Annotated in this window: 18 protein-coding genes; 8 read left to right on the top strand and 10 right to left on the bottom strand. The window is 57.3% G+C overall.

Translation table 11 applies throughout. The annotated features are described in order from the left end of the window. Positions 1-82: 82 nt before the first annotated feature. Together JNX03_RS20665 and JNX03_RS03815 are read right to left on the bottom strand one after the other, a co-directional pair. On the bottom strand, positions 83-208 hold the full coding sequence (locus JNX03_RS20665; protein WP_259274286.1) for a hypothetical protein: 126 nt from the start codon (positions 206-208) through the stop codon (positions 83-85). Between the two features lie 204 nt (positions 209-412). Then, a complete protein-coding gene (locus JNX03_RS03815) occupies positions 413-1,441 on the bottom strand; it encodes a hypothetical protein (protein WP_203211119.1) in 1,029 nt (342 codons plus the stop codon). 208 nt (positions 1,442-1,649) lie between these two features. Between JNX03_RS03815 and JNX03_RS03810 the strand changes: the two genes are divergently transcribed. Then, on the top strand, positions 1,650-2,042 hold the full coding sequence (locus JNX03_RS03810; RefSeq protein WP_203211118.1) for a RidA family protein: 393 nt from the start codon (positions 1,650-1,652) through the stop codon (positions 2,040-2,042). Here JNX03_RS03810 and rseP read toward each other — a convergent pair. From rseP to pyrH, 6 genes are all read right to left on the bottom strand, one after another. After that, positions 2,039-3,388: an RIP metalloprotease RseP gene (rseP, locus tag JNX03_RS03805; protein WP_203211117.1), complete on the bottom strand. Its 1,350-nt coding sequence runs from the start codon at positions 3,386-3,388 to the stop codon at positions 2,039-2,041. The two genes, JNX03_RS03810 and rseP, sit on opposite strands and share 4 nt — an antisense overlap. Before the next feature lie 4 nt (positions 3,389-3,392). Beyond that, positions 3,393-4,568 carry a 1-deoxy-D-xylulose-5-phosphate reductoisomerase gene (dxr, locus tag JNX03_RS03800; RefSeq protein ID WP_203211116.1) on the bottom strand — a complete coding sequence of 392 codons (1,176 nt, stop codon included), beginning with the start codon at positions 4,566-4,568 and terminating at the stop codon, positions 3,393-3,395. Between the two features lie 6 nt (positions 4,569-4,574). Further along, positions 4,575-5,369 (bottom strand): phosphatidate cytidylyltransferase, encoded by a 795-nt coding sequence (locus JNX03_RS03795; RefSeq protein ID WP_203211115.1) that lies wholly within the window; start codon positions 5,367-5,369, stop codon positions 4,575-4,577. A gap of 10 nt (positions 5,370-5,379) precedes the next feature. Beyond that, on the bottom strand, positions 5,380-6,132 hold the full coding sequence (gene uppS / locus JNX03_RS03790) for a polyprenyl diphosphate synthase (RefSeq protein ID WP_203211114.1): 753 nt from the start codon (positions 6,130-6,132) through the stop codon (positions 5,380-5,382). Between the two features lie 93 nt (positions 6,133-6,225). After that, positions 6,226-6,789, bottom strand: a complete 564-nt coding sequence (gene frr / locus JNX03_RS03785) for a ribosome recycling factor (RefSeq protein WP_203211113.1) — start codon at positions 6,787-6,789, stop codon at positions 6,226-6,228. A 125-nt stretch (positions 6,790-6,914) separates the two neighbouring features. Continuing rightward, complete coding sequence (pyrH, locus tag JNX03_RS03780) at positions 6,915-7,643, bottom strand: UMP kinase (RefSeq protein WP_203211112.1); 729 nt, start codon at positions 7,641-7,643, stop codon at positions 6,915-6,917. 98 nt (positions 7,644-7,741) lie between these two features. On the opposite strand from pyrH, the gene miaA reads away from it, so the two are divergent. From miaA to JNX03_RS03755, 5 genes are all read left to right on the top strand, one after another. Continuing rightward, positions 7,742-8,632 carry a tRNA (adenosine(37)-N6)-dimethylallyltransferase MiaA gene (miaA, locus tag JNX03_RS03775; RefSeq protein WP_203211111.1) on the top strand — a complete coding sequence of 297 codons (891 nt, stop codon included), beginning with the start codon at positions 7,742-7,744 and terminating at the stop codon, positions 8,630-8,632. A 104-nt stretch (positions 8,633-8,736) separates the two neighbouring features. Next, positions 8,737-9,522 carry a helix-turn-helix domain-containing protein gene (locus JNX03_RS03770; RefSeq protein ID WP_203212120.1) on the top strand — a complete coding sequence of 262 codons (786 nt, stop codon included), beginning with the start codon at positions 8,737-8,739 and terminating at the stop codon, positions 9,520-9,522. A 262-nt stretch (positions 9,523-9,784) separates the two neighbouring features. Then, positions 9,785-10,870: an ABC transporter permease gene (locus JNX03_RS03765; protein WP_203211110.1), complete on the top strand. Its 1,086-nt coding sequence runs from the start codon at positions 9,785-9,787 to the stop codon at positions 10,868-10,870. Positions 10,871-10,882: 12 nt separating this feature from the next. Continuing rightward, entirely contained in the window at positions 10,883-12,349 is a 1,467-nt protein-coding gene (locus JNX03_RS03760; RefSeq protein ID WP_203211109.1) for an ABC transporter permease, read from the top strand. A 109-nt stretch (positions 12,350-12,458) separates the two neighbouring features. Continuing rightward, positions 12,459-14,549: a dipeptide ABC transporter ATP-binding protein gene (locus tag JNX03_RS03755; RefSeq protein ID WP_203211108.1), complete on the top strand. Its 2,091-nt coding sequence runs from the start codon at positions 12,459-12,461 to the stop codon at positions 14,547-14,549. A gap of 53 nt (positions 14,550-14,602) precedes the next feature. On the opposite strand, the gene JNX03_RS03750 is transcribed toward JNX03_RS03755, so the two are convergent. Beyond that, positions 14,603-15,127 carry a hypothetical protein gene (locus JNX03_RS03750; RefSeq protein WP_203211107.1) on the bottom strand — a complete coding sequence of 175 codons (525 nt, stop codon included), beginning with the start codon at positions 15,125-15,127 and terminating at the stop codon, positions 14,603-14,605. A 169-nt stretch (positions 15,128-15,296) separates the two neighbouring features. After that, positions 15,297-15,896 carry a lytic transglycosylase domain-containing protein gene (locus JNX03_RS03745; RefSeq protein ID WP_203211106.1) on the bottom strand — a complete coding sequence of 200 codons (600 nt, stop codon included), beginning with the start codon at positions 15,894-15,896 and terminating at the stop codon, positions 15,297-15,299. A gap of 204 nt (positions 15,897-16,100) precedes the next feature. On the opposite strand from JNX03_RS03745, the gene JNX03_RS03740 reads away from it, so the two are divergent. After that, positions 16,101-16,619, top strand: a complete 519-nt coding sequence (locus JNX03_RS03740; protein ID WP_203211105.1) for a single-stranded DNA-binding protein — start codon at positions 16,101-16,103, stop codon at positions 16,617-16,619. Between the two features lie 120 nt (positions 16,620-16,739). Then, on the top strand, positions 16,740-19,694 hold the full coding sequence (locus JNX03_RS03735) for a methyl-accepting chemotaxis protein (RefSeq protein WP_203211104.1): 2,955 nt from the start codon (positions 16,740-16,742) through the stop codon (positions 19,692-19,694). Positions 19,695-19,700: the final 6 nt, after the last annotated feature.

Below are 19,700 nucleotides of genomic sequence, written 5' to 3'. Positions count from 1 at the left end.
CAAAACCCGGACAAGCAAAAAAGCACTACATTATGCAGTGCTTTTCAAAGTCGAAACATCATGAGGTAGTGTGGGAAACGGATCAGAGCGATCCGATAAACGCCCCGGCAGCCAATGCCGCGCCAATCGCACCGATATACAAAAGACGATCCATGTTGATATCCGCCAACAGGCTGAGGCCGCGATAGGATTGCTGTAATGTGTGCATGGGTCTGCTCCGATTTAACTACTTGCGTTTCTATCGGGGCAATGCGGCACGATTTTGATGAATTGTGGCGATTTTGGGGCAATGTGGTGAGAGCAGGCCATTTTGGGTCGATTTGCGATCAAAGCCTGGGTCGTGACAGCTGGGCAATATCGGCTTGCCAAGACCTGATGAAATCTGAATTTAGGTCGGTCTTCGCTGACGAGTTTAATCGCCCGAGCTAAAATAATCTTCTGAGCGCGGCGGAAGGTCCATCAGTCCCATACCATGGCGATAGTATAATGTTGGTTGCGTAGATTTTCCGGGATAGGGTTTGAACAGATCCTTTGGGATGCCCCATGGCTCACGACCTATCATATGCCTCACCTTTTCCCGTTGCTTCAAAAAGGCCGGCTCACAAGCTTCAAAATCCCAATCTGTGAAGTCCAGTGTTTCTGTCTTATAGAAACCGTCATTCCAGCGTTCAATAACGGCCGCAAACGTATCGGCAAACTGCGTATTGTTTTTCTTGCTTTCTCTTGCAATTCGCGAGGCAACATATCCTTGCGCAATATACCTGTTCACGAATGCCGCGACCGTAGCACTGTCACAATCGGGCTGGGCCAATATCCAGAAAAGTGCATCTTCATCTACCTTAGATCCACGTTCTACATCACAAGCGACCACATGCCATAGATCCCGATCATTTGTCTTCGCATCGCGAAGCAACCCTACGAAATCTTCTTCTTCGTGGTACCTTGGGTTGTTTCCATGGTGTTCCCAGTCGGACAATGCGTCTTGATAAGCCCTTTTCTGAGCTTCAAAGGCATCGACATTTCTCTGGTGCATTTCGGCACGGGATCTCAGGGCCCGCGCTGCATTTGTATCCTTGAACAGCGCAACCACATTCTCTGCATCAGTCTTTGGCGACAGGATCAGACGATAAATTGCGGCACGCTCTGCCAACTGGTCGACGCTCATTCCTTTGCCTTTGACAACCGGTTGAACAGATCCGATCTCTCTGGATATCTCACCTAGAAATTCCGCCATACTGGGCCCGCGCGGTATCTGGGAACCGGCTTTCTTGCGTGCGCTTTCAGAGTAGGCCCAAGAGGTCATGAGGGCGGAGCCACCGCTTATCGTATTTCGGAGTTGTTCAACAGGCGGGAGCTGCTTGCGACGTATCATTTTCTCTGCCGGCGCCCGAAGGGCAAGATACGGTTTATGTTTTGGTTTTCTGAGCAAATTGAGGAGCATTCCGACCGCCTCTGTCGTTCCAATTGGATCAACTACCAACAAAAAAATGTGTCAATTTTTGGGCTCTTCGTGCGAAAGTCGGCGCTCGATAGATTTGCAGCAATCAATTTGTCCGCAATGTCGATCAAGATTCGGCTTCTCACAAGAAAATCACCGTTCGAACCTGCACTGGATATTGCTACACTCACCCCCTTGAAAGGATCCTCCCATGTCGAAACGCGCCATCATCCCTGCCGCCGTGTCCGACGCCGCAGAGGCGCTCAATATGTCGCCCGGCATTGTCTCGGGCGATCATTTGTATCTGACCGGGACAACCGGATCAGGGCCGGATGGCGCAATGCCCGGCGATCCCACTGCCCAGTTTGAACAGGCCTTTGCCAAGATCGGCATGGTTCTGGCCGAGGCCGGTCTGGGCATGGATGCGATTGTCGAGATGACCAGCTATCACGTGGGTCTGCGGGATCATTTTGATGATTTCGACGCGGTGCGCCTGTCAGTCTTTAACCCGCCCTACCCGGCCTGGACCGCCGTTGAGGTGGCCGGTATTCGCCGGGAAGGGGCTGTGGTTGAAATCAGGGTGATCGCGTCCATGCGCCCCTAGGGGCAGAACAGATCATTGCCAAGCGCGAAGATCATCAGGGATAGCACCAGCGTCAGACCGATCGTCATCAGCACCCGCAGTGCCTTGTCGCTCGGCGGTTTGCCCGCAACGGCCTCATAGGCGTAGAACACCAGATGCCCGCCATCCAGCGCCGGGATCGGAAAGAGGTTAAGCAATCCTACAGCCGTGCTGAGCACTGCGATAAAATAGATGAAGGATTGCGCCCCCTGGCTGGCCATGGCGCCGGAGGTCTGGGCGATGCCGACCGGCCCGGACAGGTTGCAGGTGCTGATATTGCCGATAATCATTTGCTTGAGCCCCGAGATGGAGCCGGTGATGATCCGCCAGGTGTTTGCCACGCCGGTTGTTGCCGCCGCGCCCAATCCGGGCGTTTCGGTGGCCGTTTCAAAGGCCATGCCGCCCGCGATCCCGATCCGCACAGAGCGTTTGAAGGTGCCATCTTCCTGCGGTTCATCCACCACCTTGGGTGTCATGGTGAACGGCAGGTTTTGGCCCTCGCGCCAGACGGTCAGCTCCAGCGCCGCCCCTTCGGAGGCTTCGACCACCTCTTTGAGCTGGGCAAAGGCAAAGATCTCTCGACCATTGATCGCCGTGATCACATCCCCCGGTTCCAGACCGGCGGCATAGGCGGCCGATTGTGGCAGGACCTGCAACACGAGCGGCGGCATGACATAGGGACCGGTTACCGCTTGTTTCCGGCCGTTGCGCTCCACCTCATAGGTCAGCACAGGTTCTTGGGGGACTGTGCCCAGGAAGGATCCATAGGCCGGATCTTCGATGGATGGCACCTTGAGACCGTTGATCGCAAGGATCTCGTCACCTGCTTGCAACTCGATGCCCTGCTGGGGCAGATCGCGCAATTCGCCTACTGTCAAAGGGTCTTTTGTCACGCCAGCGGTATAAGCGATCGCCCCGAAAATCAGGATCGACATCACAAAGTTGAAGACAGGGCCGGCCGCCACCGTGGCCGCACGGGCCCAAAGCGGGGCGCCATGCATAGTGTGGCGCAGTTTGTCTGGATCGTCTGCCACGGCGGCCATCGCCGCCTCGTCCTTGCCTGACGCGGCATTGGCATCGCCCGCGAATTTCACATAACCGCCCAAAGGCAGCGCAGCGATTTGCCAGCGGGTGCCGCGTTTGTCATGACCGGACCAGAGGATCGGCCCAAAGCCAAGGCTGAACACATCGGCATGAATGCCGGACCAGCGGCCCACGATGTAATGGCCGTATTCATGCACCGCAACAATCACCGACAGTGCAACAACAAAGGCCACGATGGTCCAGATCAAGCTGCCAAATTGCGGAAGAAGTCCAAGAATGTCCAAAACGCTACCCTGCTCTTTTGTTGATCGCGGCTTGGGCCGCCTTACGTGCCAAATGGTCTACTTGGAGGACGTTATCAAGTGTCATGGTGTCATGAATGAGGCTGCTGTGCCCTTCCATCTGGTCCAAAGTCTGATCGACAACCTCGGCCATCTGCACAAAATTGATCTGGCCGGCAATAAATCCGTCCAGCGCCGTTTCCTTGGCCGCGTTGAACACGGCGCCGGTCATGCCGCCTGCGGCCATGGTTTGCCGTGCCAGCGACAAGGCCGGCCAACGGCGGTCGTCGGGGTTGCGAAATTCGAATTGGCCGATAGCGGCAAGGTCCAGCCGCTGCACCGGCAATTTCGCCCGATTGGGGTGGTGTAGCGCAAAGCCGATGGCATGGCGCATGTCGGGCGGGCCAACATGGGCCATCAAGGCCCCATCCACGAAACCGACCAGTGCGTGGATCATGGATTGCGGATGCACCAGGACTTCGATCTGGTCGGCGCGAACGTCAAAGAATTCTTTTGTCTCAATGACTTCCATCGCCTTATTAAACATAGAGGCGCTGTCGATTGTGATCCTCTGGCCCATATCCCAATTGGGATGGCTTGAGGCCTGATCAAGCGTTGCCTCCGCCAGTTTTTCAATCGGCCAATCCCGGAACGCGCCGCCACTGGCAGTGATGATCACCCGCTCCACAGCGGCAACGTCTTCGCCGATCAGCGCTTGGAAAATTGCGGAATGTTCACTGTCGACGGGCAGAATTTCCGCACCGCTGTCCGCTACGGTTTGCAGCATCAGCGCGCCTGCACAGACCAGCGATTCCTTGTTGGCCAGCGCCAATGTGCCGCCCTGTTCCGCCGCTGCAAGCCCTGGTGCGAGACCCGCCGCGCCGACGATGGCAGACATGGTCCAATCCGCAGGACGGGAAGCGCATTCGGTGATTGCCTGCGCCCCTGCCGCCGCGGCAACTTGCGTTCCGGCCAAAGCATCGCGCAGATCATGCAGAAGATGATCATGGGCCGTGACCGCAATGTCTGCATTCAGTGCAATCGCATCTGCCGCCAATTGCCCGATATTGCCCGCGCCGGTCAGGGCAACAACATCATAGGCGTCCAGATCACGGCGGATCAGATCAATCGTGTTCTGCCCGATGGAGCCGGTCGCCCCCAGGATCGAAACCTTGCGCGGCATGCGGGCCTACCCAAGCCCCGGAGGGAAACCAATAAACTGGCCAATGATCAGCAGGAACACCGACGCGCCCAGCATGCCATCAAACCGGTCCAGCAATCCGCCATGACCGGGGATCAGGTTTGAGCTGTCCTTGACGCCCATGCGCCGTTTCATCCCGGATTCGGCGATGTCGCCTATCTGCGATGCCATTGAAACCGCAATGGAAATCCCGATCAGTTGCAGGCTCACCTCGGTGTTGATCGAAAACAACAGGCCCACAACCGCAGCGCCAATCCAGCCAGCGCCGGTGCCTGACCATGTTTTCTTGGGGCTGACCTTTGGCCAGAACTTCGGACCGCCAAAGGTTCGTCCGGCAAAATAACCAACCACATCCGTGACCACAACAACCAGCACCAGCCACAGCATCCAGCCAAAGCCCAGATCGTCGCGCACCTGCATCATGCCATAACCGGACAGCAGGATCATGACCGAAAAAGCCATATAAATCGTGCGGTTATGACTGAGTTGACCAAAACCGATCAGGGCCGGTGCCAGCAACACCGGCAGGGCAAAGCCAACCGGCAGATAGATCGCCAGAAACACCGCCGCGCCGGTTAATGCACCCATTTGCAATTGCACGTGCCGCGCACCGGGGCGCAGCATGCCAACCAGTTCCCAGACCATCAGCCCGCAAATGATCGCGACCAGCACGTGAAAGACATGGCCGCCAAACCAGATGCCAAGCAGGCCAACCACCACCATTGCCGCGCCGGAAAACATCCGCGCAGAGAGATCAGACCATTGTTCAGGGTTTTTGGCCATTGTCTTTTCCTCAGATTTTCACTGCGCCAAAGCGCCGATCCCGTCCGCCGAATGAGGCGCAAAGACTGCCAAATTCCTCGCGGGTGAAATCGGGCCAAAGCGTGTCAATAAATTCATATTCCGCATAGGCCGATTGCCATAGCAGAAAGTTAGATATCCGCGCCTCGCCGCTGGTGCGGATCACCAGGTCTGGGTCCGGTAAAACGTAAGTATCCAAATATCTTGGCAGAGTTTCTTCATCCACCGACTCTGGGTCTAGCCGCCCTGCCGCAACATCCTGCGCCAGCCGTTTGGTGGCGCGGGCCACCTCGTCACGGCCACCATAGTTGATCGCGATGGTGAGATTAACCTTGTCGTTATGGGCGGTCGCAGCCTCAAGGTCGTTCATCAGCTTGATCAGCTTGTCATCAAGGCGCAGCCGGTCGCCGATGAAACGGACGCGCACACCATCTTCGCTGAGGGCGCGGGTTTCCTTGGTGATGTAGCGTCGGAACAGGCTCATCAGACCGGCCACTTCGACCTGCGTGCGCTTCCAGTTCTCTGTCGAAAAAGCAAATATTGTCAGATACTTAACGCCAAAATCCGGGCAAGATTGGACGATCTCCCGCACCCGGCGCGCACCTGCATGGTGGCCAAACAGGCGCGGGCGACCACGCTGTGTGGCCCAACGGCCGTTGCCATCCATGATGATCGCAACATGGCGTGGACCGCCCGGTGTGATATCGGGCTCCGGGGTCTGGTCCGCCTCTTGGGGGATGTTCATGGCGTGCGGTGCTCCGCTTGAGGGGGCGTGGGCGCAGTGCCACGGCTGTTGTCCCAGAAAAAAGGCCGCCCTTGGGACGGCCCTGTAGCAGGGTCAGACCTGCATGATCTCGGCTTGTTTGGATTCGAGTTGTTCGTCGATCATCGCGATGAACTTATCCGTCAAATCCTGCATTTCGGTTTCCCAGAACTTCTGATCGTCCTCGGACATGCCATCGGCCTTTGCCTTTTTGATCTGGTCCATTCCGTCACGGCGCAGGTTGCGGATCGAAACGCGGGCATGTTCGGCATATTGCCCCGCCACTTTGGTCAGATCGCGGCGGCGTTCTTCGTTCAGCTCGGGAATGGGCAGCATGATGATGGTGCCGTTGAGCTGTGGATTGATGCCAAGGCCGCTTTCGCGGATTGCCTTTTCAACCTTTCCAACCAGACCTTTGTCCCAAACATTGATGGTGACCATGCGCGGCTCTGGCACGTTGACGGTGCCGACCTGATTGATCGGGGTCATGGACCCGTAAGCATCAACCATCACGGGCTCAAGCATCGACGCAGACGCGCGGCCCGTGCGCAGGGACGAAAATTCAGTGCGCAATGCGCTGATCGCCCCGTTCATGCGGCGCTCAAGGTCGTCGGTGTCCAGAATAAATTCATCTGCCATGGGGTTTTCTTATCCTCAATTCGGGCTCAATTCAGGCGCGGACCGGCCATTTGGCCCTCGGTACACGCGTTGGTACAAGTATAAATCAACAGTTGGGACAATGACCAGTGGGCATTCGCCCGGCCCTAGCCGTGCACGCGGGTGTAGGTGCCCTCGCCCGCCAGAATGCCCCGGAAGCCGCCCGGCTCATCCAGCGAAAAGACAATAATCGGCAGGTTGTTGTCACGGGCCAGTGCGATGGCCGATGCGTCCATAACGCCCAGCCGTTTGGCCAGCACATCATCATAAGACACATTGTCATAGCGCTTGGCATCGTCGAATTTGTTCGGATCCTTGTCGTAGACGCCGTCAACCTTGGTGCCCTTGAAAATCGCCTCGCAGGACATCTCGTTGGCCCGCAGGGTCGCGGCGGTATCGGTGGTGAAATAGGGGTTGCCGGTACCGGCGGCAAAGATGCAAACCCGTTTCTTTTCAAGGTGCCGCACGGCGCGGCGGCGGATATAGGGCTCGGCCACTTCGTTCATGGTAATGGCCGAAATGACCCGTGTGTGAATGCCCAGACCTTCCAGCGCCGATTGCATCGCCAGCGCGTTCATCACCGTGGCCAGCATGCCCATGTAGTCCGCCGTTGTCCGCTCCATCCCCTGCGCGCTGCCTTGCAAGCCGCGAAAGATATTGCCGCCCCCGATGACCATGCAGATCTCGACGCCCATCTCATGCACGCTTTGCACTTCGCGGGCGATGCGTTCAACAGTGGGCGGGTGCAAGCCAAAGCCCAGATCCCCCATCAGCGCCTCCCCTGAAATCTTCAGCATCACGCGGTTGAAACTGGTCTGCGGGGTGTCTTGGGGCATGGTGGCACCTTTCGGAGGGCTCTGGGGTTTTCATTTGGGCGCAAAATGTCGCAAATGGCGGCAAGGTTCAATGTAAAGCATCAGGTCTGCCCAAAGAAATGCCGCATCAGACGTCTTCTCAATTCGAAACCCTGCTGGATCGGCTGTCACCGGAGCAACCTGTTCTGATTGCGGGGCCGACGGCATCGGGCAAATCGGCGCTGGCGCTTGAAATCGCGGCGGCGCAGGGCGGCGTGGTTGTGAATGCGGATGCCAGTCAGGTTTACGACTGTTGGCGGGTGATCACCGCGCGGCCCTCAAAGGAAGAAGAGGCGCAGGCGCCACATCTGCTTTATGGGCATATACCGGCCACGGCGCCTTATTCGACAGGGCATTGGCTGCGCGAGGTGGTGCCCTTGCTGGCGCAGGGGCCACGCCCGATCATTGTAGGCGGCACCGGATTGTATTTTTCTGCGCTGACGCAAGGCCTTGCCGAGATCCCCGCCACCCCGCCGGAGGTGCGTGCACAGGCCGATGACCTGCCGCTTGAGGTGCTTTTGCAAGGGGTGGATGCTGCGACACTGGGCAAGATCGATGTCCAGAACCGGGCGCGTGTGCAACGCGCATGGGAGGTGCAGCAAGCCACAGGCAAACCCTTGGTAGAGTGGCAAAAACAGACCGGTCCGGCCCCGTTGCCCTTGGATCACTGCGTTCCTGTAGTCTTTGACGTGGACAAGGATTGGCTCAACGACCGGATCGCGCGGCGCTTTGATTTGATGATCGAGCAAGGCGCATTGGAAGAGGCAGAGGCCGTGCGCGGTGTCTATGATCCTGCCCTGCCCGCCCACCGCGCCATCGGTGTACCCGAGCTGATGCAGTATCTGAACGGAGATCTGACGCTGGATCAGGCCAAACGAAACGCGGTGATCGCGACCCGCCAGTTTGCCAAACGGCAGCGGACCTGGATGCGCTCGAAAATGGCCAACTGGCACAAGATCACCCGAGGGTAGCGGCTTTGCCTGCAGCATTAACTTGCATTTTACACACAATTGCTCCTTTATTCCTTCAAGAAATTCCATTCGAATTTCAATAAAGCGATAATTGCATGATCCCGATGACAACCGACATCCAGGTTCTGACCCTTGCCCAGCTCAGCGGCGGGCAGGATTGGCAGGTGCAACTGGCCCATGACCGGAGCCATCATCTGTTGGTCTGGATCACCCGTGGTCAAGGGCGTGCGCTCTTGGATGGGCTGCGGCGCGGTATCGGGGCGCATAATGCCCTTTGGGTACCTGCGGGGGCATTGTTTTCTTTGGATATGGGGCGGCAAAGCATGGGACAGGCGGTGCTGATCCCGCAAGGCACCCCGCTGCGCTTGCCGGAGATGCCCCGGCATCTGCGCATTCGGGATGTCACGACCCAATCGGAACTGACCGCATTGATCGAGGCCGCACATCGCGAGCAATCGCAGCGACGGCCGCTGCGCCAGGATGCGCTTGAGGCCCACGCCGCGCTGATCTCGGTCTGGTTGCGGCGGCAGATCATGCAGGATGAACATGTCCCTGACCGGCGCAATGCTGCCGGACGGCTGAGCCAACGCTATTGCAACCTGTTGTCTGCGGGTTATCAAACCGGGGCAAGCATGGCGGCCTATGCGGATGAATTGGGTGTGACCTCGACCCATCTGACCCGCGCCGTGAAATCGGCAACCGGAAAAACCGCGGCGGATCTGTTGACCGAACGGGTGCTGCATGCCGGACGCAGCCTGTTGGGTGAGACCACAGAGCCGGCCAAAGACATCGCACGACATCTCGGATTTGGCTCAGCCGCGTATTTTACCCGCTTTATTCAGCACCATACAGGAATGCCGCCCAGCAAGTTGCGGCAAGGCTCCCAATAAATCTGCGGCAAATGTCACATTTTCAAAAATCGAAAATGTCGTTTTTAGAATGATGTGATGTCGTAAAATTCTAATTTTTTGCCGGAACCTGACATTGACCTGACGCAAGCGATGGTGCCTCATGGGCCCGATGGGAGAGCTACGAGGCGCGGTCTGCGCCTCGTGGAAGCGGTATTGTACGCACGATACCGCAGATCAAAATGGCCACAGGCCAATCAATTCCAGCGGGACGAACCCGCTGCGCCACCAACAGGGGCACGACATGGGACTATTTATTCTGCGCCGCCTGGGCGTGATGATACTGACGGCACTTTGCCTGACGTTCATCGTGTTCTGGCTTACAAATCTTTATCCAAACCTCGAAAAACTGGCCAAGACACAAGGCAACTTCCGGATGTCGGACGAAGCTGTGTCGTCTTATCTGGGTGACCGCGGCTATCTACAGCCGATGCCGGTCAAATTTGGTCAATGGCTGGGCGTGATGCCCGGCTGGGTGACTGAGAAGGACGAAGGCAAAACCTTCGGGCGCTGCTTTTCAGAAGGCACACCAGAGGCCGAGCGGCCCACCCGCTGCGGAATTCTGCAAGGCGACTGGGGGTTTTCTACCGTTTTCAAAGATGAGGTCGGATCGACCCTGATGACCCGGCTGGCGTTGACGGGCAAATTGATGTTCTGGGTTTTGATGTTGATGGTGCCATCGGCGCTGATTGTCGGGGTTCTGGCAGGGATGCGCGAGGGGTCCAAGCTGGACCGCTCGCTTTCGACCTTCTCGATCGCGACGACGGCCACGCCTGAATATGTATCCGGCGTTATCTTTATCGCGGTTCTGGCGTCATCGAAATTCGGCGTGTCGCCGATCCTGGCTGAATGGGGCTGGATCGACGGCAAGACGCTGTTCTTTGGCTCTGCCACCAAGGCGATGGACGATGCCAATTTCTGGAACTTTTTCCTGCCGGTGCTGACCATTTCGCTTTACGGGATGGGCTATATCGCGCGGATGACGCGGGCTTCGATGACCGAGGTGATGACAGCGCAATATATCCGGACCGCGCGCCTTAAGGGTGTGAAGTTCTCCGATATCGTACTCAAACACGCGCTGCGCAACGCGCTGATCGCCCCGTTCACGGTGATCATGTTGCAAATCCCGTGGCTGCTGAACGGTGTGGTCATCGTTGAGACCCTGTTCAACTACAAGGGTTTTGGCTGGCTTCTGGTGCAGGCGGCATCGAACAACGACATTGAATTGCTTTTGGCGGTCTCTGTTGTTTCTGTTGTGGTGGTTCTGGTGACCCAGCTGATTTCCGATATCGGCTATGTTTACCTCAACCCACGCATTCGCATTTCTTAAGGGAGCAAGGACATGGAACCTTTGACATGGACGGGCTCTTTGAGTGGGCTGAATATCATCTTTACTGCGGTGCTGGTCCTGCTGGTGCTGGGAATCGTCGGGCAAATCCTGATTTCCTTTGTGCCGCAATCTGACACCCGCGCCGTGGCCGGTGACGGCACTTTGGCCAGCAATCAGGGCGCCAGCGGCTTTATCAACATGGTCGTGAACTACCTGTTCTATGCCACCGTGGGGCTGGCGTTGATCTATCTGGTGCTAGGCATCGTGATGGGCACCGGCGCAGGTATCATCGGCGGCATGGCCCGGCAGCTTTTGCCGGTCTGGACCGCCCTGATCGTAACCTTCGTGTTGTCGATCACCTTCAAACGGAACCTCGGCCTTTATGGCAAGCTGTTTGACAGCACCGTAGGCATGATCGGGTTTGCGATCGTGATGTTCTGGGTGTTCACCGGCATTATGGGCGGTGTGTTTGACCTTCTGGTGACGCATGACAGCCTGAGCCAGGTGTCGGGCATGAAGAACAAATTGCCCGGAACGCCCCTGCGCGGCGCAGAAGAGGGTGACTACCAGTGGTTCCTGCTGGGCGGTGACAACCTTGCACGGGATGTCTTTAGCCGCCTGATCAAGGGCTCGTGGGTGGTTGTGAAAATCGCGCCCTTTGCGACGCTCTTTGCCTTTATGGTCGGGATCACACTGGGCCTGCCTGCCGGATACTATGGCGGCCGCCTGGACACGATCCTGAGCTTTCTGGCCAACCTGATCCTCGCGTTCCCGGTGATCTTGCTGTTCTACCTGCTGGTGACACCCGAGATCGTGCTGACCGGTATCCCGAACTATATGGCGCTGTTCCTGTTCATCTTCCCACTGGTGTTCCTGGCGATCTTGCTGAACTCGCGGTTCTACACGCAGCCAAGTTTCCGCACACCGCTTCTGATTGTGGTGTTGGGGGGTGGCGCGTGGCTCTACCTGTCGATGGTGTCCAGCAATGGCACGATTGTGGAGACACCCAACTATTCCATCCCCGGTATTCCGGCGGCGCTGGACTTGTTTGACATCGGATCTGGTATCCTCGTGGTGTTTGTGTCGGTGGTGTTTGTGAACTCGCCCACCGTGTTTCGTATCGTGCGCGGTCTCGCGCTGGATATCAAAACCCGTGACTATGTGGCGGCGGCGCAAACCCGTGGTGAAGGACCATGGTATATCATGCTGTGGGAGATCCTGCCCAACGCACGTGGGCCGCTGATCGTCGATTTCTGTCTGCGGATTGGCTATACCACCATCCTGCTTGGCACCCTGGGCTTCTTTGGTCTGGGTCTGGAATCGGAAAGCCCGGATTGGGGCAGCACGATCAACTCAGGCCGGCGTCTGTTGTCGCTGTATCCGCACGCGGCCATCGCGCCCGCGCTTTCGCTGCTCAGCCTCGTCCTGGGTCTGAACCTGTTGGCGGATGGTCTGCGCGAAGAAAGCCTGCGCGACTGATTGAAAGAGTTGGACCGGGGGCCAGCCCCCGGACCCCCGGAATATTTACGGCCAAAAAGGCAAAGGGGATATTCCCCGCAGATTTTGGCCCCTCCCGAAGGAGAGTAGAATGGTAAAAGATGCATATGACGGTCCAATTCTGGAGATCGACAAGCTTTCGATTTCGTTTTTCACAAGGCTGCGGGAAATCCCTGCGGTGATGGATTTTTCCGCGACGGTTCAGCCCGGTGAGGCGCTGGGACTTGTGGGCGAATCCGGCTGCGGCAAATCCACAGTGGCGCTGGGCGTGATGCAGGATCTGGGCAAGAACGGCCGCATTGTCGGCGGTTCGATCAAGTTCAAGGGCCGCGATCTGGGCGAGATGAGCGATGACGAGTTGCGCGACATTCGCGGCTCCGAGATCGCGATGATCTATCAAGAACCGATGGCGAGCCTCAATCCGGCAATGAAGATCGGCAAGCAGTTGATGGAAGTGCCGATGATCCACGCCGGCATGAACGAGAAGGACGCCTATGACCGCGCCTTGCAGGTGGTTACGGATGTGAAACTGCCCGATCCGAAACGGATCCTGAATGCCTATCCGCACCAGCTGTCGGGTGGCCAGCAGCAGCGGATCGTGATCGCGATGGCGTTGATGTCAGAACCGTCCCTATTGATCCTGGACGAGCCGACGACGGCGCTTGACGTGACGGTTGAGGCAGCTGTCGTGGAGCTGGTCAAGGAACTGGGCACAAAGTACGGCACATCGATGCTGTTTATCAGTCACAACCTTGGTCTGGTGCTTGAGACCTGTGACCGGATCTGCGTGATGTATTCCGGCGAGGCGGTCGAACGGGGCTCTATCGAGGATGTGTTCGACGAGATGCAGCACCCCTATACGCAGGCGCTGTTCCGGTCGATTCCGCTGCCCGGTGCGGACAAGAATGCCCGTCCCCTTGTGGCCATTCCCGGTAACTTTCCCCTGCCCCATGAACGCCCGCCAGGATGTAACTTTGGCCCGCGCTGCGATTATTTCGAGGCGGGGCGTTGTGATCAGGGCTACATCCCGATGCAGAATGTCGCGGGCAATGATCGTCATTCCACGCGCTGTTTGAAATTCGAGGAGATCGACTGGAAAGCGCCATTGGAACTGGCAGAGGTCAAAACCAAAGGTGATGTCGGCAAGGTTGTCCTGAAGATGGACAAGCTGAAAAAATATTACCAGGTGGCAGCCAATGCGATGTTTGGCGGCGGTGACACCAAGGTGGTCAAGGCCAACGAAGAGTTGAGTTTTGAGGCGCGCGAATCCGAAACGCTGGCGATTGTGGGCGAATCCGGTTGCGGCAAGTCCACCTTTGCAAAGGTTCTGATGGGTCTTGAGACCGCCACCGAGGGCCAGATCTTGCTGGATGGCGTGAATATTGGCGATGTGCCTATCGAGGACCGCACCACCAAGAATGTCGCCGATGTCCAGATGGTGTTCCAGAACCCGTTTGACACGCTCAACCCGTCGATGACCGTGGGCCGGCAGATCATCCGCGCGCTGGAGATCTTCAAGGTTGGCAAGAACGAAGCCGAGCGGCGCCAGCGGATGCTGGAACTGCTCGATCTGGTGAAACTGCCGCGCGAGTTTGCCGATCGGATGCCACGGCAGCTGTCCGGTGGTCAAAAGCAACGTGTGGGTATCGCCCGCGCCTTTGCCGGGGATGCGCGGATTGTTGTGGCGGATGAGCCGGTGTCGGCGCTTGACGTGTCCGTGCAGGCCGCGGTGACAGATCTGTTGATGGAGATCCAGCGCGAGCAAAAGACCACCTTGCTGTTTATCAGCCACGACTTGTCAATTGTGCGCTATCTCAGCGACCGGGTCATGGTGATGTATCTGGGCCATGTGGTTGAGCTGGGCAGCACCGATCAGGTGTTCTCGCCGCCCTATCACCCCTATACCGAGGCTTTGCTGTCTGCGGTGCCGATTGCCGATACCTCAGTCAAGAAAAAGCACATCGTGCTTGAGGGCGACATTCCATCCGCAATGAACCCGCCACCGGGTTGCCCGTTCCAGACGCGGTGCCGCTGGAAATCGGAGGTGCCGGACGGGCTTTGTGAACGCGAGGTTCCGCCCATTCGGGAGATGGCTGACGGGCATCAGGTCAAGTGCCACCTGAGCGATCAAAAGTTCTCAGAGATGGAGCCGGTAATCGAAGTGGGAGTCGCGGCAGAATAAAGCAAAGCGCGGATGGTTTCCCATCCGCGCTTTTTCTTAGTTTATAAAAGTATTTAGCGGGTGATTGCGTCACCGGATGTGTTCACCCGAGCCAGCTCTTCCGCCACGGTCTTGGCAAAACCATAAACCATCGCCGTGTAGAAATCTTCGGTTGATGGCGGCACCAGGAAGTAGCCCTCAGGCGCAACAGTGTCGGCGGTCGCGGCCACGATATTGACCGGGAATGTCACATCGCCAACGCTGCCATCACGGCCTTCGATGGCAACCACACCTTCGATCTGGTTGAATTCCGCGCTGTCCGGCAGATATGTATCACCGTCCAAGGCGATTTTGCGGATATCGATCCGGATTGTCGGGTCCGCTGCATCGTCGCTGGTTGGCACCATCTCGGCCACCGCTTTGTTGATGTCGGTCTGCAGCTCCGGGTAGAGCGCCGCCGCGTTGCTGTCTTGCGCGGCGTCATAAGAGGCGTCGACGCTGATCTGCGAGATTTTAGGCAGCTCGGCCGCAGTTGCAGATGTGAGGGCCAACAGGCTGACGCCAGCGGCGAATGTAAAACTTTTGATCGTTGTGAACATGATATGCTCCTTACTCTTTCTGGCGCCAAGATCCGGAGAATTCCGGTTGCGGCGCTCTGGGTAAAGAACGGGCGGAAAGTGAATTGGTTCCGGCTGGTGTTCAGGGAACGGGCGAAAACACGCCGACCCATGCAGTAAGGCGTTGTTCGAAAACGAAAACAGGAAGGGGTCAGCTCCCCGCAATAATCCGGACATAGTTGCGCGTTTCCTTGTAGGGCGGCACGCCGCCATACTTCTTCACCGCGCCCGGACCGGCGTTATAGGCTGCCAGCGCAAGCCGCCATGTGCCAAACCGTTTGAATTGTTGTTTGAGGTAACGTGCCCCACCTTCGAGGTTCTGGGCCGGATCCGTGGGATCGACCCGCAGCTTGCGGGCTGTGCCGGGCATCAACTGTGCCAGTCCCATCGCGCCTTTGTGGGACTTAGCGTTGGGGTTCCAACCGCTTTCTTGCTGCACCAATCGCAGGAACAGATCCACCGGCACGCCGTGGCGGGCTGCGGCGTCTTTTGCGACCTGCAAGTAAACGCCTTTGTATTTGCCTTTGTATTTCGGCGTGTTGCCCCATTTCGTCGGGGTGATGACAGTTGGCGGTTTGAGCCGCACAGAGGCCGAATACTGCTTGGATGCCCGATTATCGAGGATCTTTTTCTGGGACTTGAACAATCCGCTGCGGCTTTTGCTTGAGAAAATATCCGCGCTGGCCGGTGCCCCAGCCAAAGCCATGGCAACAGCCACTGCCCAGGTCAGTGATTTTTTTGAATTGCGCATCCTGCCCGACGCCCCCAACGTTGATTGGGCGAACTATATCAAAACCTGACCTTCGTGCCAGCCCAAGTTTCCCTGCGGTGGCAGAGAATTGCCATGAAACCGTTTGTTAACCATGGTTCAGCCAAGCTCACCCCGATATAACGGCTTAAACCGGGGCGGCGCGGATTCGCAGCACGGGAATGAATTGATAGATCAGGGGGCAATATGGCCGGTTCAGTTAACAAAGTGATCCTTATCGGCAATCTGGGGCGTGATCCCGAGGTACGGTCGTTTCAAAATGGCGGCAAGGTTTGCAATCTGCGCATCGCCACCTCCGAGACATGGAAAGACCGCAACACCGGTGAACGCAAAGAGAAAACGGAATGGCATTCTGTGGCCATCTTTCAAGAAGGTCTTGTGCGGATTGCCGAACAATACCTCAAGAAAGGCTCCAAAGTTTACATTGAGGGACAGCTGCAAACCCGAAAATGGCAGGATCAGTCGGGCAATGACCGGTATAGCACCGAAGTTGTGCTGCAAGGCTATGGTGGCACGCTGACCATGCTGGATGGCCGCGATGGTGGCTCCGGCGGCGGTGGTGGCGGCTATGGCGGCGGTTCCGGTGGCGGCGATTACGGCGGCGGCGGTTATGACAGCGGCAATGGCGGCGGCGGTTACGACAGTGGCCCGTCGGGTGGCGGCGGCGGCGGTTCCCGCGATCTGGACGACGAAATCCCGTTCTGATCAGCGAAAGACAAACGCAGAAACGGTCCGATTTTCGGGCCGTTTTTTTTGGCGAGGCTTAAGGGAAACTTCAGGAAGCGCTCGGATACTCCGCCCCATTATTCCATCGAGGGGCCAGACTTGTTTTCCCAATTCAAGAATATGCCGATCCGGCTGAAGCTACCTGTCATAACCGCCCTGATGATCGTGCTCGCCGTTCTGGCGATGGGCGCGGTGTCCTTTCAAATGGCGCGGGCCGCAGCCATAAAACAGGCCGAACATACGCTTCATGCAGTCGCTCAGGGGATGAACAGGTCCGTCATCGGATATCTAAACGCCATCGCCACCCATATTACGCTGGAGGCTGGAAATCCGCATGTCCATGATGCCTTAAAAGCACTTTCTGAGGGTTACGAGGCTTTGAACAATGCCGGACCGGCCCTGAGCAAAGCCTATATCAAAGATAATCCGCACCCTGAGGGCAAAAAGGACCAGCTTTATAACAGCGGCCAAAACACCGCCTATGATCAGGCGCATGAACGATATCATCCGTTCTTTCACGCCCTCCAGAAGAAGCTTGGATATTACGATATTTTTCTGTTCGATACCAAGGGAACATTGGTCTATTCGGTTTTCAAGGAAAGCGATTTTGCCACCAATCTGCTAAGCGGCAAATGGAAAGACAGCGGCCTGGGACAGGCCTACCGCGCGGCTACAAGACTTGCACCGGATGCCGCGCCGGCTTTTGTTGATTTCAGCCCCTATGGACCCAGCGCCGATGCACCTGCCGCCTTTCTTGCGCGTCCGATTTTTTCCCGTGATGGCAAACAGTTGGGGGTTCTGGCCTTTCAGATGCCGGTGGACCGGATTAACGAAGTGACCCGCGGCGTTGTCGGACTGGGCAGGTCCGGTGATGCGTTCATTGTCGGAGACGACAACGTTCTGCGCAGCGATTCCATCCAGACGGAGCAAACCGACATTTTGACCACCTCCTTTCGTTCCAGTCCCGGCGAAGGGTCACATCACAGCACGGCCGAAGTTGGCCTGACCGGTGATCCAGCCGCGATCCATCGCGTCCCCCTGCCCTTCCTGGGCACGAATTGGACTTTGGCAATTACGCAATCCATGGAGGAGATCCTCGCGCCAACCGTGCGTTTGCGGAACATCTTTGCCTTGATCGGCGCTTTGATCATTGGGGTGGGATTACTCTTTGCCGCAATCTTTGCGCGCTCAATCTCAAACCCGCTCCGTGCGGTTGATCGTGCCATGCGTGAGGTCGCCGCGGCGCATTATGATCTGGAGGTGCCGCACATCACGCGCAAAGATGAAATTGGCGGCATTGCCAATGCCTTGGAAGGGTTTCGGATGTCCCTGATCGCCGCCGGCCGGCTGCAAGAAGAAGCTGCCTACAAGGGTGCCGGATTTGCCGCGTCATCTTCGGCCATGATGCTGATCGGGACAGATGGCCAGGTGGTCTGGACCAACCATGCATTGGATCGCTTGTTTTCAGATGCAGCGGCAGAGCTTCGCCAGATCAGGGCAACGTTCGACCCAAAGGCCGTCACCGGCACGGATTTCCATCAATTGCATCCGCTTTCTGATCTGAAACCTGCGATGTCTCGCTCGGCGATGGACGCGCCGATCCAACGCTATTTCCGCGCCGGGCGGCTGATCCTGGGTCTGGCCATTGCCGCCGTCCACAACAAGGACGGTGATCCGATTGGTCATGTGGTTGAATGGAAGGATCAAACAGGCGATCTGCGCAATGCCGTCATCATGGCGTCTCTGGATCAGGCCAACGCGCAGCTGGAGATTTCGGCGACAGGCATCATCGTGTCCGCAAATGATACCTTCTCGGAGTTGCTGCAGACCAACGGCGCATCTCTCGAAGGGACGCAGGTAGATCAGATCATCACCCTGCCCGGTTCCTCAAGCGCATTTGACCAGATCCTCGAAGCAGAAGAGCCGCTGTTTGGTGTTTTCGAGATTTCGACTGCCGGTGGCCCGAAATATCTGGATGGCAGCCTCACGCCGATGGCCGATCACACCGGCTTGTCCAAGGGCATGATCCTGATCGGGCGCGACATCACAGAAACGCATCTGTCTCAACAGGCCCACAAAGCCCAACATCGTGCCATGACGCAGGCACAGGAGCAGGTTGTGGACACGCTGCGTGTCGCCTTGCACCGGGTCTCTCAAAAAGATCTGACCACTCAAATCGACAAAGCATTTCCTCAGGAATACAGCGCCTTGCGCGATGATTTTAACCTTGCAATCTCAACCCTGCTCACTGTCATAGAGACCGTTGGCGCCAATGCCAGCAACATCGACAGCGAGACCAGCGAAATCACCAGCGCTGCCGACGATCTGGCGCAGCGCACTGAAACCCAGGCCGCAACGCTGGAGGAAACCGCCGCCGCGTTGGATGAGATCACCGGCTCGGTCAGAACCGCAGCAGACAGCACCCGGCGTGCCGCACAATTGGTTGAAAACGCACATCAAATGGCGATGCAAAGCGAAGGAGTGGTCGATGATACCGAAACGGCCATGCACGGGATCGCCAAATCCTCCTCCGAAATTACAAATATCATCAGCGTCATTGACAATATTGCCTTCCAAACCAACCTGTTGGCCCTGAACGCAGGCGTGGAAGCCGCCCGCGCAGGTGAAGCCGGACGGGGCTTTGCCGTGGTTGCATCGGAAGTGCGGGCGCTGGCATTGCAATCGGCCAATGCGGCGCAGGAGATTACATCGCTGATTTCGGCAAGCCGGTCACAGGTCGACAACGGCGTTGCGTTGGTGGGGCGTACAGGAACGTCCCTAAAGGCCATCGTCGCGGCGGTGGCCGAAGTTGCAGAGCTTGTTGCCACCCTGTCCACCTCATCGGCGGATCAAGCCGCGGTTCTGCAAGAGATCAACGCATCTGTCGCCAAGCTGGATTCTGTGACACAGCGAAACGCCGCAATGTTCGAGGAAACCACCGCGGCCAGCCATGCATTGCGTGGTCAAGCCCATGGATTGTTTCAGAAAATATCAGAATTCAACATTGGTCAGCGTCCCGTCAATCCACCGCAACCGCAGCAGATTGCGTCGTGATCAAGC

The organism is Sulfitobacter mediterraneus (assembly GCF_016801775.1).
Taxonomy (GTDB): domain Bacteria; phylum Pseudomonadota; class Alphaproteobacteria; order Rhodobacterales; family Rhodobacteraceae; genus Sulfitobacter; species Sulfitobacter mediterraneus_A.
This window is presented reverse-complemented; position numbering and strand designations above follow the sequence as displayed.